15 protein-coding genes are annotated in these 15,968 nt (G+C 56.4%); 9 read left to right on the plus strand and 6 right to left on the minus strand.

What is annotated here, in order from left to right:
• The first annotated feature begins 579 nt into the window (after positions 1-579).
• The 4 genes from HBN79_RS08250 to HBN79_RS08265 all read left to right on the plus strand — a co-directional run bounded on the left by HBN79_RS08250 (position 580) and on the right by HBN79_RS08265 (position 5,209).
• On the plus strand, positions 580-1,332 hold the full coding sequence (locus tag HBN79_RS08250; RefSeq protein WP_169916536.1) for a hypothetical protein: 753 nt from the start codon (positions 580-582) through the stop codon (positions 1,330-1,332).
• Positions 1,333-1,350: 18 nt separating this feature from the next.
• The gene (locus tag HBN79_RS08255) at positions 1,351-1,698 is read left to right on the plus strand and encodes a hypothetical protein (RefSeq protein ID WP_095002018.1); all 348 of its coding nucleotides are present in this window, start codon (positions 1,351-1,353) and stop codon (positions 1,696-1,698) included.
• Positions 1,699-2,418: 720 nt separating this feature from the next.
• Positions 2,419-4,020, plus strand: a complete 1,602-nt coding sequence (locus HBN79_RS08260) for an ABC transporter substrate-binding protein (RefSeq protein ID WP_169916537.1) — start codon at positions 2,419-2,421, stop codon at positions 4,018-4,020.
• A 295-nt stretch (positions 4,021-4,315) separates the two neighbouring features.
• A complete protein-coding gene (locus tag HBN79_RS08265) occupies positions 4,316-5,209 on the plus strand; it encodes a hypothetical protein (RefSeq protein ID WP_169916538.1) in 894 nt (297 codons plus the stop codon).
• A gap of 153 nt (positions 5,210-5,362) precedes the next feature.
• Here the strand turns inward: HBN79_RS08265 and HBN79_RS08270 are convergent, their stop codons facing one another.
• Complete coding sequence (locus HBN79_RS08270) at positions 5,363-5,755, minus strand: cupin domain-containing protein (RefSeq protein WP_095025816.1); 393 nt, start codon at positions 5,753-5,755, stop codon at positions 5,363-5,365.
• 610 nt (positions 5,756-6,365) lie between these two features.
• Between HBN79_RS08270 and HBN79_RS08275 the strand changes: the two genes are divergently transcribed.
• The gene (locus HBN79_RS08275) at positions 6,366-7,454 is read left to right on the plus strand and encodes a hypothetical protein (protein WP_095002014.1); all 1,089 of its coding nucleotides are present in this window, start codon (positions 6,366-6,368) and stop codon (positions 7,452-7,454) included.
• Between the two features lie 39 nt (positions 7,455-7,493).
• Here HBN79_RS08275 and HBN79_RS08280 read toward each other — a convergent pair whose 3' ends face one another.
• Complete coding sequence (locus HBN79_RS08280) at positions 7,494-8,057, minus strand: cysteine hydrolase family protein (protein ID WP_095002013.1); 564 nt, start codon at positions 8,055-8,057, stop codon at positions 7,494-7,496.
• A 66-nt stretch (positions 8,058-8,123) separates the two neighbouring features.
• Entirely contained in the window at positions 8,124-8,381 is a 258-nt protein-coding gene (locus HBN79_RS08285) for a hypothetical protein (protein WP_095002012.1), read from the minus strand.
• A gap of 171 nt (positions 8,382-8,552) precedes the next feature.
• Here HBN79_RS08285 and HBN79_RS08290 point away from each other — a divergent pair, with 171 nt between their 5' ends.
• Together HBN79_RS08290 and HBN79_RS08295 are read left to right on the plus strand one after the other, a co-directional pair.
• On the plus strand, positions 8,553-9,263 hold the full coding sequence (locus HBN79_RS08290) for a response regulator (RefSeq protein ID WP_095002098.1): 711 nt from the start codon (positions 8,553-8,555) through the stop codon (positions 9,261-9,263).
• Entirely contained in the window at positions 9,260-10,615 is a 1,356-nt protein-coding gene (locus HBN79_RS08295) for an ATP-binding protein (RefSeq protein ID WP_169916539.1), read from the plus strand. Before HBN79_RS08290 ends, HBN79_RS08295 begins: the two co-directional genes overlap by 4 nt.
• A gap of 55 nt (positions 10,616-10,670) precedes the next feature.
• Here HBN79_RS08295 and HBN79_RS08300 read toward each other — a convergent pair whose 3' ends face one another.
• On the minus strand, positions 10,671-12,008 hold the full coding sequence (locus HBN79_RS08300) for an MFS transporter (protein ID WP_095025813.1): 1,338 nt from the start codon (positions 12,006-12,008) through the stop codon (positions 10,671-10,673).
• Positions 12,009-12,133: 125 nt separating this feature from the next.
• Positions 12,134-13,030, minus strand: a complete 897-nt coding sequence (locus HBN79_RS08305; RefSeq protein WP_169916540.1) for a DMT family transporter — start codon at positions 13,028-13,030, stop codon at positions 12,134-12,136.
• A 98-nt stretch (positions 13,031-13,128) separates the two neighbouring features.
• On the opposite strand from HBN79_RS08305, the gene HBN79_RS08310 reads away from it, so the two are divergent.
• Complete coding sequence (locus HBN79_RS08310; RefSeq protein ID WP_169916541.1) at positions 13,129-14,460, plus strand: PLP-dependent aminotransferase family protein; 1,332 nt, start codon at positions 13,129-13,131, stop codon at positions 14,458-14,460.
• 12 nt (positions 14,461-14,472) lie between these two features.
• Here HBN79_RS08310 and HBN79_RS08315 read toward each other — a convergent pair whose 3' ends face one another.
• Positions 14,473-14,910 carry an Lrp/AsnC family transcriptional regulator gene (locus tag HBN79_RS08315; protein ID WP_095002007.1) on the minus strand — a complete coding sequence of 146 codons (438 nt, stop codon included), beginning with the start codon at positions 14,908-14,910 and terminating at the stop codon, positions 14,473-14,475.
• A 130-nt stretch (positions 14,911-15,040) separates the two neighbouring features.
• Between HBN79_RS08315 and HBN79_RS08320 the strand changes: the two genes are divergently transcribed.
• Complete coding sequence (locus tag HBN79_RS08320) at positions 15,041-15,937, plus strand: DMT family transporter (RefSeq protein ID WP_095002006.1); 897 nt, start codon at positions 15,041-15,043, stop codon at positions 15,935-15,937.
• Positions 15,938-15,968 lie beyond the last annotated feature (31 nt).

The following is a 15,968-nucleotide window of genomic DNA, read 5'->3' on the forward strand; positions in this document are numbered from 1 at the left end:
TCTCACGACCCGCCTTCGGCGGTCGTGGTAGTCGTGGTCAAGGCAACTCGTAATTGATTCATGGAGCTGACAGTAGCTGCGCATCAGCGGGTTGGCAAGCAGGAGCAGGAAGCGTCATGACTTCGAGCTGGCCAGCCATATACCCATATGCTTCTTGGAAGCCGCAGCCAATCAAACTCAGACTAAAGGTCGTCCGGCGCAACCTACACGCGCTGTGGTGATACGAGATGTTGTTGATGGGTGCCTCGTCTTCTTAGGTATGAGCCTAAGGCACAAGGGCAGTTGGCCGCGTTCATCGACGTACTGCGGTGCCTTGAGCTTGAGTTCCAGCACGCACAGTCTGTGCTTTAAATTAAATATTGAACGTAGCCCTGGTACTTTAACGAAACAGTCATAGAGATTCCGTACGCCGAGGTGCTGCGCGGGGGTAATTAAAAGTATGGGGTCAGTCATGTAATATTTTGAGTTTATTATCGTTCTGTTGGCGCCCATAATGAATGGCGGGTAATTTGTTTTTCGGTAATATTAATTAAGTGCGTGTGCTTTGCAGGCATTTCTTTAATTACCGGGGGCAGGGTCATGAAGAAGCTGGGGGTTTTGCTATGGGTTTTTGTGGCAGTTACATTAAAGGCTCCTTATTCATGGGCCGAGTCGCCAGGTACGGTATGGCGAATGGATACCCGGCCGGAACAGCTGATATTTCACGCTGGTTTCCAGGCCTGGGGTAGTAACTTTAATGTTCATGACCATGTGACCGGCGAGTCATGCGTCAACAGGCAACAGGGGCAGCGAGATTCAGGCTTTGTCTCAACCGCGGCAAACTTTCAGTTCATTCGCACTGCCGCAGCTGCCAGGGCTTTTGCCCAACCCGGTCAGCGTATTTATCTTTATCGCGTCAGGCCGGACAGCAACTTCTTCAATGCCGAGGCCTCATTGCGGACATTGCATGACAACAACCCGCAAGTCCCGATCACCCCCTTGAACTACCATCCCTCACGGGCAGCCAATGAATATATAACGCCGACCCTCATTCCTACTCAAAATATCAGGGATGTGGAGTCCTATATTGTTGTCGACGGTGAGTTGCAAGTTTCAACTGCTCAGGTTAACCCCCGTTATGTGGCCGATAATACCCGAGCCACGAACAGGCCCTATTTCAACGGTGAAGCCCCACGAGAAAGAAGGCCTACCTGGTTGGGCATGATCCCGATGGTCGGGGCGTGCCTGGCTGCGTCGCGTTCGGATCTGAAGCAAGATATTCCAGCAATAATGTTTACCCTGGAGTCTGTTTATAACAGCAGTACCTCCATTATTAACCATGATGAGCTATAAACGTTGAGGAGTATGAGCATGCGTCTTGCAGCCTTGTTGTTGGTGTTGAGTGTCAATGCTTTTGCCGAAGAGCCTGGCTTGATGGGTGTGAGTCGGGATATAAAGTGCGCGCAGGGCACGGTGAAGCAAATACATATAGGGGCAGGTAACTACGACAGCGGCAATGGGATCAGCGTAATGTTAACTTCGACCGGAACGCGCTGGTGGGCAGTTCATGGGGAGCGCAATCTGAATGATCCCACAGGTTATGCACTGCTTAATATGCTGTCCCTGTCGAAGCTGACAGGCCAGCAAGTGTCTCTTCTTGATGAGTCCGGCGGCGGATGTAATTACTTTACGGGTGTGGTCTTGACAAATATGTATTAAGTTTCGAGGGGTCACTATTCAAGTGGAGGCGGCACACTTGCAGAATAAAGGTGTTGATTGTCTGCACTTTGCCGCGCCCGCTGTTAATTGTGTCCTGTACGATTTGCGATACAGAACACTCAGCGCCATCGCTAAGCAGTGGCCTGTGCGGCGTCTGTTTAAAGTATGCAGGGGGATACAAGCGCTGGTATCGGCATGTTCAGGTCTAAGCGGTCATGAGGGTGCGCAGTCCGATGGTGGATTATTCAGAGGAATTCCTACGCTTGAAAGTGCACGACTGAAACAGTTCGAGGGGTTTATTTATTACAAGTCACCCGCCTCGCCGGCGGTGTGATTTAGGGTGTCCATAGAGCCCGACTTGACCAAGCGCATGCTCAACCAATGATCAGCCTGATCGCGCTGAAAGCCTGTGGCAAGGAAGCATCAGGCACGAAATAAAATACGGGGCCAAAAGCCGGGTGCGCCAACTTCCCGCCCACTCAAGGCTCCTGTGCTGTACATACAGCGAAATGAGCCTGGCCGCTGTTTTTTCGGGGCTGGAGGTGTCCAGGGCGCTGAGGCGACTCTATCGCCCTTGATTTCGAAGTTCTGCAGGCGTGTATGCCGTCCGTTCTCCAATAATTCAGGTTTCCGCTATCTGATGTTCGGCAACGACGTTAATCTCGGTGGGTGTCGGTTTCGTCTAGGCGCATATTTATGTCTGCAACTTCAAGGGTCTCCATGGATAGAATCGCCTTCAAACCGCTCCTTCTCGTCGCCGGCCTCCTGGCGTTCATGCCAATGGCCCACGCCGCCAGCACGCTGGTTTACTGCTCCGAAGCCAGCCCCGCCGGCTTTGACCCCAGCCAGTACACCAGCGGTACCGATTTTGATGCCTCCGCCGAAACCGTATTCAACCGCCTGATCCAGTTCAAACGGGGTAGTACTGAAGTCGAACCTGGCCTGGCCACCCGCTGGGATGTCTCCAATGACGGCCTGACCTACACCTTCCACCTGCGCGATGGCGTCAAGTTCCATACCACCGATTTCTTCACCCCGACCCGGAATTTCAACGCGGATGACGTGTTGTTTACTTTCGATCGCCTGCTGGATGCCCAGAGTCCGTTCCGCAAGGCTTACCCGTCCGAATCGCCCTATTTCACCGATATGGGCTTGAACACCACGATCAAGAGCGTCGACAAGCTCGACGACCGAACCGTGCGTTTCAACCTCAATAACGTTGATGCCGCCTTTGTGCAAAACCTGGCCATGAGCTTCGCCTCGGTGCAGTCCGCCGAATACGGAGCCCAACTGCTCAAGCAGGGCAAGGCTGAAGAGATCAATCAGAAACCGGTGGGCACCGGGCCGTTTGTGTTCAAGCGTTACCAGAAGGACTCGCAGATTCGTTACGTCGGCAACAAACAGTACTGGAAGCCCGAGGATGTGAAACTCGACAATCTGGTTTTTGCCATCACCCCTGACGCGGCGTCGCGCCTGCAGAAACTCAAAGCCGGGGAGTGCCAGGTCAGCGGTTACCCGCGACCGGCGGATATCGAAGTGATGAAGCAGGATCCCAACTTGCGAGTGCTGCAGCAAGCCGGGTTCAACCTGGGGTTTCTGGCTTACAACGTGACACATCCGCCGCTGGACCAACTCAAGGTGCGTCAGGCCCTGGACATGGCCATCGACAAGCCGGCAATCATCAAGGCCGTGTACCAGAGCGCAGGGCAATTGGCGCAGAACGCCTTGCCACCTGCGCAGTGGTCTTATGACCCGACAATCAAGGATGCCCCCTACGACCCGGTCAAGGCCCGGCAGCTTTTAAAAGAAGCAGGGGTTGCACCAGGGACCACTATCAACCTGTGGGCGATGACCGTTCAACGTGCCTCCAACCCGAACGCGCGTATGTCGGCACAAATCATCCAGCAGGATTGGGCCAAGGTCGGCATCAAGGCCAATATCGTTAGCTACGAGTGGGGCGAGTACATCAAGCGCGCCAAGAACGGCGAGCACGACGTGATGATTTACGGCTGGACGGGCGACAACGGCGACCCGGATAACTGGCTCGGCGTGCTCTACAGCTGCGCGGCGGTCAAGGGCAGCAACTACGCCAAATGGTGCAACCCAGACTATGACAAGCTGGTGCAGCAAGCCAAGCTCAGCAGCGACCGCGAACAACGCATCAAGTTGTATCAAGAGGCGCAGAAGATCCTCAAGGAGCAAGTTCCGATTACACCCATTGCGAACTCGACGGTTTTCCAGCCCCTGAGCAAGGAAGTGACTGATTTCAAAATCAGCCCCTTTGGGCTGACACCGTTCTACGGGGTGAGCCTGGATAAGTAACAGCAAGCCCCAACTGAGTGCACCAGAAGCCCGGGATGGTTTTTGGTGCGCTCGCGGCACCGAAATAACCTCGCTATAGACGTGAATAGGCCAAAGTCTTATGCAAGGTATGCACTGAAATAATGCGTTTGCAATGTGAGTGCCCAACTATGGGCTTGTTGGTTTTTAATTGACAGTGGTGTAATGCTCTTCTAAGTTGATGTCCTGTTGGGTGCGATCAGGTCTGTGGTCGGTGTAATACATGGAGTTGTTTGTGCGGTGTCAGAGGCCGTTTTATTATAAGTCAGGTGCTTGCATGTCCAGTTTGGAAAGAGTCCTGGATATTCATGATGAAGATCCAGGGTTGGCGGCTGTTTTATTGAAGTCTATTGTTTTTAGTGATTTGACTGATCAAGAGAAGAATACTTTTATCTGGCTGGTCAATCATGTGGTTGGAGAGTTGCTTTCTGATTGGGTCGCGGCTTTTGACTTGCTTTTATGCAATAGATGGGAAGGCTCCGCTATTTATTTCAAGTTTTTGGCCTGTGCGGCCTATTGCTCTGCACATCCTGTGCATGCGTTTGCTGCCGAACTTGAATATGCCGAACTTACAGGCGCTTCTTTGATAGAGGCCAAGGCGCATGTTGGTTTGCTATGCGTACAAAGTTTGCAAGGTTCTGTGGATATCGCTCAGTCGGTTAACGCAGTGGAAGGGTGCGTCGACCTGCTGGGTAAGCCGTCGAATTCACTGGTGGGTAAAGGTGCGGCGGCGGCCTTGAATAATATTATTTCCAAGCTGATTGATGACCCCCGCCTTCAGGGTGACGAGCTGTCCCATCGAAACGTCATCATGGATGCGGCTGTTGTGTGTGAGCGGCTCTGGATGCAGTTTGGAACCTGGTTGAACCATGAGCGAAGCCTTTATTTATGTGCGTTGACTTTTAACCGGTTCGGGCAGTGGCAGAGTGCTCTGGATAGTGCTGGCAAGGCACTGGTCATTATCGAATCGAACGGGGTGGAGGAGGTGGACAGGGCATTCTTGCTGCTTCAAGTGTCTAAAGCTTGCCAAGGGCTGGGCAATAGGGGAAGCGCTGATGAGGCACTCCATGCTGCAGACCGGATTGCTCAGGGTTTCGATTCGCAACTGAGTCGTTGGTTTTTGGATGTGCGTTCCAAGTTAAAGGTCGCGGACTTTGTGCCTGCTGATTGAAACGGATTAAACATCAGGGGGGTCATCAATGAGAGTACGGATCCATTGTAATGTCTTCAGTGACCATGCAAAAAGAAGCAGTATATCCTCCCCCCTGATTTACCTCATGTTAGCCATGCAAGATGCTGCCCGGTGTGATGCGCAGTCGCTGGATCAGGGTGCAGGGACAGAAAAGCTCTTGCCTTTCTCCACTACCCAGGTGGCAAGAACGGTAGCGCCCTGTGGGCCCGCTTTGCTGATGTGGGGTTCGTGCGCCAGGTGTTGAAAACTGTCACCGGCCTTTATTCGCTTTTCAGGCTGCCCATCCATTGTAATGATGACCTCGCCTTCAAGCACATAGGCGACTTCTGGTCCTGTATGTATGTGGCGAGCCTTGACTTCGTTCGGGGCGAGTACTGCTTTTTGCAAGCCCATTTGATAGTGGGTATCAGGCATGTCGATTCGTTGCAACACGTCAGACTTTGCGGGTGTTGGCATGTCTGCGATGGCAGCTCCCGCCCAGAGGACGGCACTCAACATAAATATGGCTGGGGGCGTGCCTTTCATTATTTGATTTCCGGTTTATGACGCTTGATTGGCTGTGCGAGTCAGACGTTTTTAGGTGTTCATGTTTTAAGTTTATCGCGTAAAAACAATAGATTTTTGGGCTCGCTAAGGTATGTAGTTTTTTTCTGTTACTTGTGTGGTTCATTTCTTTTCATATTTGTGCGAAATTTAATGTGTGTCATGTTTTTTTAGTGTGTCGTTATTAAGTTGTTCGTTCATTCCATCATTTTCTTGTGGTCATTGGCTGTTCCCGGGGGCGTGCAAAAATGCGCAGAGGCCAGCACAGAAATAAGCTAAGTGACTGATTTATAAAAACAAGCATGTATCTAAATGTTTCTGATGGTTTTGCGGTCAATAATGCCGCTTGCGAGATAATTGATAGGGCAAAACCTCTCCAGCATGACGTTTTAGCTGAATTTTGTTGTGTATATGGTGAAATTACCTGCGCAACACTTCCTATACTGCCCGCGGTGTCTACGTACCTGTACAGTTCAGCCAATCACGATGAGTGATCGAACTGCTATGGCGATAGCCACCCTGCGTAAATGAGGTGGTGTCCGCGTCGTCTTGTTTCCTGCACCTAATAAGTCTAAGAATGAGAAAAAGTGTAATGAATAAACAGTCGATCCAGATTGCGCTTGCGTACATGTCCGTAGTTATCGGTGGTGGCTTTGCCTCCGGGCAGGAGGTGCTGCAGTTTTTCACCGGCTATGGGCTTATCGGTATCCTGGGCACCCTGGTAAGCGGTTTGATGTTTGCCTTCCTCGGTATGCAGATCGCCCGCATGAGTTCGAAGATGCAGGCCAACTCGCACAAGGAAGTACTCTACGCCCTGTTCGGCGCACGTCTGGGCTGGGTCGTCGATGTGGTGCTGTCATTCTTCCTCTATGGGGTTGGTGTGGTGATGCTGGCCGGTAGCGGTTCGATTTTTGCCCAGCAGTACGATCTGCCCCCATTGTTTGGCGGTGTATTGATGACCGTGCTGGTGATCGCCACGCTGTGCATGAACGTCAAGCGCATCATTGATCTGATCAGCGCGGTCATGCCTTTTCTGCTGGCGATGGTGCTAATCATCACGACCTACTCGATTTTCAGCTACAACGCTCCAATCGAGACCCTGGATGCTGTGGCGCGTGAAAACAACGAGACGGTCACTGGCAACTGGTTTGTCGGCGCCTTGCTCTACGCTTCGTTCAATATCGCGGTAGGTTTCCCGATGCTGGCAGTGATCGGTGGCATGACCAAACAACCCAAGGCGGCCGCTCTCGGCGGTGTGCTCGGCGGGCTTGGTTTGGGCGCCCTGATCCTGTTGTTGAACATCGGCCTGTTTGCCAACATCAACCAGCTGCAGGGTATTGAAATGCCGTCCCTGGCACTGGCCGGGCGCATCTCGCCACTGCTCTCGGTGGTGATGTCCATCGCACTGGTGTGCATGGTCTACAGCACTGCGGTTGGGATGTTCTTTGCCTTCAGTGCACGCTTTGCCAAGCCGGAATCGGGCCGTTTCAAGTTGTTTAGTGCAGTGACCGTTTGTGTCGGTCTGGCTTTGAGCCTGGGTGGTTTCAGCAAGTTGGTGGGCACCGTGTATCCGCTGCTGGGCTACGTAGGCTTTGCGCTGATCCTCGCCATTTGCTTCAGCTGGCTGCGCAGTCGCTCGCTGGCCAAGGCGGAAAAAACCGCGCTGGACGCGGTCTCCTGACCCCGGCTGCCGCCGAACGCAAGTTCGGCGGCTTCCTTCCTAACCCTGCTGTTCAAGTATCTGGTTGACGTCCCGGACCCTGGCGTAATCCATTGCCATGCTGGCAAGCGACAGTGCATGTACATCCTCGGCAGGCCACAGGCGTCCATTCAGGTCTATCTGATCGAATGTATAGCAGGCATCCGATCCCACAATCACATCGAACCCCAGGCAACCTGCTGAGCGAACCGTGCTCTCTACGGAATTATTGGTGATCACGCCGACGATGACCAACTGCTCAATCCCGCGCGTGCGCAACCAGCGTTCCAGGCCTGTGTTGGTAAATGCATCGGGTACGTTCTTTTCAACCACGTGCTCACTATCGAGCGGGGCCAGCCCCTCCTGAAACTCGCAGCCAGGCTGGCCGGGCCAGAATACCGAGGCAGGCGATCGGGATATATGCCGGACATGGACTACCGGACGCTGTACATGCCGCCAGGTTTCCAGCAGGCGCTGTACGTTGAGCTCGGTGTGCGGGTTGTTTCTGCGACCAAGCCCGGGAAGGCTTATCCCTTTTTGCATATCGATGATGATCAGTGCCGCATCGGATTTGATCAGGGGCATGGCCGTTCCTCTGGCTGGGGATAGGGAGCACCATGCTAAGTCTATTGCGCCGGGGTCACCAGATGGCTACAGGTCTTTATCCTGGCTCAGGGTTTGCGGTTCGCCGTGGCTGATCATCCATTTCAGCAAAGCCCTCACCGGCACTGTATGGGTGCTCTCGACCCACTGAACACCTTCATGGCTGTAATGCTCGATATAGCGGCTGAGTACCAGCGTGTCGCGATCGCTCGACAGGCGCAGGCTTGTTTCGCGACAGTGCAGGGCGGCGTTGGCACGCTTTACCAGTCGCTGCTCCAGGATCATGGCCGGGTTTTCGCAAGGCATGGGTACACGCGTTCTTGGCAGGAAAGAGGTCTGATCCTCGCATTCGCGGTTTGCCTGGATATGTCTGCTTTTTTGCCTGGCCGCAACTTTGTTACCAAGTTGAAATATATGACGCAGCGGGATGAATAGTTTTAGATGGAAGCCTTTACATACCTTAAGTGGAATGCGCCGGTGAGCAGCCTTTTGATCGTGGACGATGACCTGGAGGTCCTCGCGCTTCTGAAGAAGTTTTTTGTACAACACGGATATTCGGTGGAGGTGGCCACCGATGGCACGTCACTGTGGGCGGCGATGGCGCTGCAACCACCGGACCTGATCATTCTCGACTTGATGCTGCCTGGCGAAAACGGCCTGATGCTGTGTCAGCGTTTGCGTCAGCAATACCCCACGCCGGTCATCATGCTGACGGCCATGGGCGAGCTGAGTGATCGGGTCGTCGGTCTTGAAATGGGCGCCGATGATTATCTGAGCAAACCTTTTGATGCCCGGGAACTGTTGGCCAGGGTGCGTGCCGTGTTGCGCCGGGCAGGGCAGGGCCAGCCCTCGGTCGGGCAGGTGCCGCGGCCACTGATGAAGTTTGCGGGCTGGCAACTGGACCTGACCCGCCGCGAACTTCGTTCCCCGGATCAGGTGATGATTCCCTTGTCTGCCGGAGAGTTCGATTTGTTGTTGGTGTTTGTCGAACATCCCCAGCGCATTCTGACTCGCGAACTGTTGCTGGATCTGGCTCGTGGCGCTGGCCATGACGCGTTCGATCGCAGCATCGACGTACAGGTCAGCCGTTTGCGGCGCAAGCTGGAGTTCGACAGCAAAGGGGTCGAGATGATTCGCACCGTGCGCAATGTCGGTTACCTGTTCACGCCCGGGGTGACCTGTCAGTGACGGGCTGGATTTCAGGCTGGCGCCTGCGTTCGCGCAACACCATCGCTCGCTGGATTGCCTTGACCACCATTGTCGCGATGCTTACGGCGCTGGCATTCAATGCGCTGTTTACTCAGTTGGCGGGTGTTTGGGCTTACCCGCCGCTGAGTGAAATCGGGCTGCTGGAAAAGATTTCCCTGACGACCAAGCTGATCGAAGCTTCGCCGGCGCCACAGCGCCAACGTCTGGCTGCGGCAGCCACTGACAGCGCCCTGAGCATCAGTTGGCATGCCAGCCGTGCCGGCCTGGATTTGCCGCAGGTGGCCGAAGCGGCCAGTCGCACGGCCACGCCGCTGGCGCAGCGACTGTTCAATAGCCCAGAGCGACGCCTCGAAGCCTATCAGCCTGATGACTGGCCACAGCACAACGGGCATTACGCCCTGCTGGTGCAACTGGAGGATGGCTCATGGCTTATGTTCAGCATCGCATCGCGCAGCTGGGGCCTGGGCCAATGGCAGCGCAATCTGATTTTGATCCTGCTGGTGTTGTTGTCCACGGTGCTTGTGGCGCTGATCGCCACTCGCCATCTGGCCAGGCCTTTGCAGCAGTTCGCCGAGGGCGCCCGGCGTTTCGGTGTCGATTGTCGCGCGCCGCCCATTGAGCCGGTTGGCCCTCGGGAGATCCGACAGGCCATTCTTGCGTTCAACGCCATGCAGGCGCAGTTGCAACACTTCATAAAAGACCGTACCCAGATGCTCGCGGCCATTTCCCATGACTTGCGCACCCCGCTGACACGCATGCGACTGCGCGGTGAGTTTATTGACGACCCGGACCAACAACAGCGTCTGTTTCGCGATGTAGACGAGATGCAGGCCATGATCAACTCCAGCCTGGAGTTCTTTCGCGACGATGCCCGGCTGGAGCAGGCCACGCAATTTGACCTGGCAGGGTTGTTGCAAACCCTGATTGATGACTACCGCGACCAGTCCATTGACATTGCCTTCAACGGTCCTGAGCACCTGGTGTATTTGGGCCGGCCGCTTGGCCTGAAACGGGTGATGACCAACCTGCTGGATAACGCTATCAAGTACGCAGGCGAGCCGGCCATCGAGCTGAGTCGGGACGATGAGCAGGTCACTGTTTTCGTTCTTGACCGGGGGCCGGGCATTCCTGTCCAAAGTCATGAGCAGGTGTTTGTGCCTTTTTATCGGTTTGAAGAATCGCGCAACAAAAGCACCGGCGGGGTGGGGCTCGGACTGTCGGCAGCCAGAGCGATTGTGCTGGAACACGGCGGTTCGCTAACCCTGAGCAACCGCACGGGTGGCGGGTTGGCGGTGAGGGTTGTGTTGCCGGTGCTCAAGGGGGCTGGGTGAATGATCTTCTGCAGAGAGTGCCGGGCAGCCCCGGCACTCTCAGCTTCTTGGCCCCTCAGACCGCAGCGACGGCTTGCGCCGCATTTTCGGGTGTCGCCACATCATGCAAGGAAATCCGTGAGGTCTCAGGCAATGCCAGGCCGCCAGCCAGGGCGAGCAGTGCAACTGCAATCAGATAAAACGCGGGCGACATATTGCTGCCGGTGGTGCTGATCAGCCATGTCGCCACCAGCGGTGCGGTGCCGCCAAAAAGGGTGTACGCCATGTTGTAGGTGATGGCCGAAGCGGTATAGCGAGTGCGGGTCGGAAACGTCTCCGAGAGCAAAGCTGCGGTCACCACGCCACACAACACCGCGCCAATTGCCAGCAGCATGACACCGACGATGGACGCTGCGAACCCACCCGAGCTGGCCATCAGGAACGACGGATACACCGCGACCATCAGTAGAACGCACGCGGTCACCACGGTCGCCCGCCGCCCGACCCGGTCCGAATACAGCCCGGCCAGAGGGCAGATGGCGGCGGCGAAGAGCAGGGCGATCAGCGACACCAGCAAAGCGGTTGCCCGGCTCAAGCCGCCCGCGACCTGCAAGTAGGTCGCGAAGTAAGTGGTGAACATGTAGAAGGACAGTGCCGTCAGCGACACAAAGGCTCCCAGGCAGCAGATCGCTGCGCCATGGTTGCGCAAGGTGTCCTTGAGTGGGGAGTGGGCGATCGCATGCTCCTCCTTCACGGCCTGGAAGGCCGGGGTTTCATCCAGCTTCCAGCGCAAATAAAGCCCTACCAGGCCCAGTGGCGCAGCAATCAGGAACGGCAGGCGCCAGCCCCAACTGCCCATGCTTTCAGCGGATAACGAAGCCTCAAGGGCGTAGGCCACTACGGCCGCAGCGGCAAAAGCGGAAAATGTCGAAACCGGCACAAAGCTGCCATACCAGGCCCTTTTATCGCTGGGGGCGTGCTCCATCAAATAGGCACAGGCCCCGGCGTATTCACCGCCTGCAGAAAAGCCCTGGGCGCAACGAATCAGGGTGAGCAGGATCGGCGCCATAACCCCGATTGCAGCATAAGTGGGCAATATACCGATCAAGGTAGTGGCCCCGGCCATCAGCAAAATGGTCATGGCAAGGGTACGCTTGCGGCCTATCCTGTCCCCCAGCATGCCGAAAAAAATCCCACCAAGGGGGCGAAAGGCAAAGGCCACCGCAAACACAGCAAAGGTCTTGAGCAATGCGGCACTGGCATCGCCACTGGGGAAAAACTGCTGAGCGATGGTGGTGGCCAGAAAACCGTAGACGGCGAAGTCGAACCATTCGACGAAATTACCGATGGCGGCGGCGACAATCACTTTTCTCAGCGTTTCAGGGCTGACCTGCTCTATGGATACGCTTGTCATGCTGCACCTCGACCTGTCCTCAGTAAGGAGTGATTATCGAGGCAGCGGCTGAAACGATTCGCTCTAAAAGTGTCATCGGCATAGTCAGTACCGACTTCTCAGAGGTCAAGCACGGGGGCTACAGGCTACCGGGCGAACTTTTTGGCCCCGGCAACGCACAGGATCACCGCCGCTGTAACACCAAACATGCCCATGCTGACAGTCTCGTGCAGCAAGGTGGCAGCCAGTGCCAGGCCAAAAAATGGTTGCAGCAGCTGCAACTGCCCAACGGCGGCAATCCCGCCCTGGGCCAGCCCCCGGTACCAGAATACAAAGCCTATCAGCATGCTGAAGATCGAGATGTAAGCCAGGCCGAGCCAGGCAGGTACGCTAATGCCTTTGAACGAAGCGGGGGCCCACAACCATGCCAGCGGAGCCATCAATGGCAGTGACAGCACCAGTGCCCATGAAATGACCTGCCAGCCGCCCAGCGTACGCGACAACCTGGCCCCTTCGGCATAGCCAAGACCGCAGATCAATACAGCCAGAAGCATCAGGATGTCACCCTCGGGCGCTGCACTCAGACCCTGCGCAAGGGCATAGGCCACGACGCACGCGCTGCCCAGGATCGAGAACAGCCAGAATGCTGGCCGTGGCCGTTCACCCCCGCGCACCACGGCGAAGATGGCGGTAGACAGCGGCAGCAGGCCAAGGAAGACAATGGTGTGGGCCGATGTCACATGCTGCAAAGCCAGCGCGGTCAGCAGCGGAAACCCCACCACCACCCCGGTTGCCACCAGCAGCAGGGGCACCAGCTGGCTGCGCTGCGGCCGCCGGGCCTTGAACAACCCGAGCATGGCCAGGGCCAGTACCCCGGCAATACTGGCACGGGCCAGGGTGAGGAACACGGGATCGAACTCCAGCACCGCCACCTTGGTTGCGGGCAATGAGGCGCTGAAAATGACCACGCCGATAAAGCCGTTGATCCAGCCGCTGAGGTTTTTTTCGGTGGCGGGGTGTTGCAGGTGGGAAGTACGTTCCATCGAGTCTCAGGCTCCAGGCTAATCGCGGGATTGCATTCAATGCATCCTAGGGCTGATGATTAATGACAATCAAAAAATTGTCATGGATACAAAGCCCGATGCCCCGTTCCCGCTACAAGTCGCTGGTTGACGGCTTTGCTGCCGATATCCGCTCAGGCCGTCTGTCGCCGGGTACGCGTTTGCCGACCCATCGCCAGCTCGCGGCCAGCGAAGGGCTGGCGCTGGTCACGGCCAGTCGCGTGTATGCCGAGCTAGAGGCCATGGGGCTGGTCAGTGGCGAAACCGGGCGTGGCACTTTTGTCCGGGAAACCTCGCTACCACCAGGCCACGGTATAGACCAGCCCGACGTGATCGCGGGGATGCTGGATCTCAATTACAACTATCCCTCCTTGCCGGGCCAGGCCGAACTGTTGCGTACTGCGCTGCGGCAGTTGGCGTTGTCTGGCGATCTGGAATCGTTGTTGCGCTACCAGCCCCATGGCGGGCGCCTGCATGAGCGCGCCTCGATCGCGAGGCACCTGGGCAGGAGCGGGTTGAATGTGCCCGCCGAACAGGTGTTGATCGTCAACGGCGCACAACACGGGTTGAGCGTGGTGCTGATGGCACTGCTCCAGCCTGGTGACGTGATCGCGGTGGACGCCTTGACCTACCCGGGTTTCAAGGCACTGGCGCTGGCCCTGCACCTTGAATTGCTGCCCATCCCGAGCACGGAAAGCGGGCCGGATCTGGATGCCCTCGCCAGTCTGTGTCGCCGTCGCTCTGTGCGTGCTGTCTACAGCATGCCGACGTTGCACAATCCGTTGGGGTGGGTGATGAGCCTGGAGCAGCGCCAACACTTGGTCGCGATCGCCCGGGCACATGATCTGCATATCATCGAAGATGCGGCCTACGCTTTTCTGGTCGATAACCCGCCGACGTCTTTGGCTGACTTGGCGCCGGAAAGAACCGTTTACGTGTCTGGGTTTTCCAAAAGTGTCGCAGCGGGTTTACGCGTGGGCTTTATCGTCGCGCCCGCAGAAAAGGTCAGTGTCCTTGAGCGGATAATCCGAGTGACTGCCTGGAATGCTCCCGGTGTGATGACCGCTATCACCAGTGCCTGGCTCGACGATGGCACCGTGACCCGGCTCGAGTCGCAAAAGCGCAAAGACGCACAGGCAAGGCAGCTCATTGCTGATGAGCAGTTGGCGGGGTTGCACAGGATCCGCCATCCTTCGTCCTACTTTGTCTGGTTGCCTCTGTCAGAGGACGCCCGGGCGGACCAGGTTGTTGCGGCGTTGGCGCGTGAGCAGGTCTCGGTGTCGACCGCGCAGCCCTTTGCAACTTCGGCCCATGTGCCCCATGCGATAAGGCTGGCGCTGGGCTCGGTGGGCATGACGGCCCTGCGTGAGGGCCTGGCGAAAGTGAAGTGGGTGGTTCAGGCCCATGCTTAGGGAGGGGCGCACTCAGGCCATGGGCGGCAACCGGCGTTTGACCGGACTTTTTTTGATGATCGACGTATTGGTTTCGGCGTAGGCATTGAGGCCATCAAGCAGGCTGTCCAATTGCTCGATTGAACGCACATGCAGACGGGCAATAAAACAGTCATCGCCCGTCACCTTGTCGCACTCGGTGAACTGGGGGATGTTCTGGATCTGGCGCTCCACTTCCTGCAACTGCCCCGGTAGCGGTCGAATGCGGATGATGGCCTGGAGTTGATAGCCAAAGGCTTTGGGATCGACTTCCACGGTGTAACCCTTGATCACTTCGCGCTCTTCGAGCTTGCGAATGCGCTCGGCGACGCTGGGTGACGACAGGCCGCTGAGGCTGGCCAGTGTTTTCAGGGAGCTGCGTGAGTCTTGCATCAGTGCGCTGATCAACAGCTGATCTATCTCGTCGCTCATCTTTGCTCCTTAGGCCAAATTGGCAGAATGCCTTAACACTAAAGGCAAAAATGACGAATTGCCTTTTCTGGATTATGGCGCTGCATGAATCGCGATTGCCATACTGTTTCCTACTTTGAGGGAGGCAAATATGGACAAAACCACGCAACGCGGTTCGCTGGAAATGGTCGCTGCCATGCTTATCTCCGGCACCATTGGCTGGCTTGTCCTGCTAAGCGGGCAAGCAGTGCTGGATGTGGTGTTCTGGCGCTGTGTGTTTGGCGCGGTGACGTTGCTGCTGATCTGTGCGCGGATGGGGTTTTTACGCCGCGGTCTGCTGAACCGCACTACCTTTGCGCTGGTTGTTTTGAGCGGAGTGGCCATCGTTGCCAACTGGGTGTTGTTGTTCGCGTCCTACTCCAGGGCCTCAATCGCCATTGGTACGGCGGTCTACAACGTTCAGCCGTTTATCCTGCTCGGTCTGGCAGCGTTGTTCCTGGGTGAAAGAATAACCCTGCACAAACTGGCCTGGCTGGTGGTGTCGTTTGTGGGCATGTTGGCGATCGTCAGCGCCCACCACGGGCAAGGGGAGAGCGGCAGTGAGTACTTGCTGGGGATTGCCCTGGCGCTGAGTGCGGCCTTGATGTACGCCGTGGCCGTGCTGATCATCAAACGCCTGCGCGGGATCCCCCCGCACCTGATCGCGCTGATCCAGGTCAGCACCGGCGCACTGCTGCTGGCACCCCTGGCCAACGTCACTGAGCTGCCTGCTGGCGCACAGGCGTGGGGCGCCTTACTGACGCTTGGCGTAGTCCATACCGGCTTGATGTATGTACTGCTCTACGGAGCAATCCAGAAACTGCCCACGGCATTGATCGGAGCACTGAGCTTTATCTACCCCATTGCCGCGATATTTGTGGACTGGTTTGCCTTTGGCCATCGCCTGGAACCGCTGCAATGGGTGGGCGTGGCGGCGATTTTAATCGCGGCAGCCGGGATTCAGCTGGGGTGGCGGGTGGGAGGGCGACGGGTAGTGAGTGGAGGATAATGGCTGTTTAAATGCACTTGGTCACGGTGAG

This window comes from Pseudomonas sp. WS 5051 (genome assembly GCF_012985715.1).
Classification (GTDB): Bacteria; Pseudomonadota; Gammaproteobacteria; order Pseudomonadales; family Pseudomonadaceae; genus Aquipseudomonas; species Aquipseudomonas bubulae.

Bases quoted from the DNA above. Each gene is read 5' to 3' on its own strand.
- HBN79_RS08270 (WP_095025816.1), bottom strand. From the start codon at position 5,755: ATGAAAGGCACGCCCCCAGCCATATTTATGTTGAGTGCCGTCCTCTGG.
- HBN79_RS08310 (WP_169916541.1), top strand. From the start codon at position 13,129: ATGCCCCGTTCCCGCTACAAGTCGCTGGTTGACGGCTTTGCTGCCGAT.
- HBN79_RS08275 (WP_095002014.1), top strand. From the start codon at position 6,366: ATGAATAAACAGTCGATCCAGATTGCGCTTGCGTACATGTCCGTAGTT.
- HBN79_RS08265 (WP_169916538.1), top strand. From the start codon at position 4,316: ATGTCCAGTTTGGAAAGAGTCCTGGATATTCATGATGAAGATCCAGGG.
- HBN79_RS08320 (WP_095002006.1), top strand. From the start codon at position 15,041: ATGGACAAAACCACGCAACGCGGTTCGCTGGAAATGGTCGCTGCCATG.
- HBN79_RS08315 (WP_095002007.1), bottom strand. From the start codon at position 14,910: ATGAGCGACGAGATAGATCAGCTGTTGATCAGCGCACTGATGCAAGAC.
- HBN79_RS08285 (WP_095002012.1), bottom strand. From the start codon at position 8,381: ATGCCTTGCGAAAACCCGGCCATGATCCTGGAGCAGCGACTGGTAAAG.
- HBN79_RS08250 (WP_169916536.1), top strand. From the start codon at position 580: ATGAAGAAGCTGGGGGTTTTGCTATGGGTTTTTGTGGCAGTTACATTA.
- HBN79_RS08280 (WP_095002013.1), bottom strand. From the start codon at position 8,057: ATGCCCCTGATCAAATCCGATGCGGCACTGATCATCATCGATATGCAA.
- HBN79_RS08255 (WP_095002018.1), top strand. From the start codon at position 1,351: ATGCGTCTTGCAGCCTTGTTGTTGGTGTTGAGTGTCAATGCTTTTGCC.
- HBN79_RS08300 (WP_095025813.1), bottom strand. From the start codon at position 12,008: ATGACAAGCGTATCCATAGAGCAGGTCAGCCCTGAAACGCTGAGAAAA.
- HBN79_RS08305 (WP_169916540.1), bottom strand. From the start codon at position 13,030: ATGGAACGTACTTCCCACCTGCAACACCCCGCCACCGAAAAAAACCTC.
- HBN79_RS08260 (WP_169916537.1), top strand. From the start codon at position 2,419: ATGGATAGAATCGCCTTCAAACCGCTCCTTCTCGTCGCCGGCCTCCTG.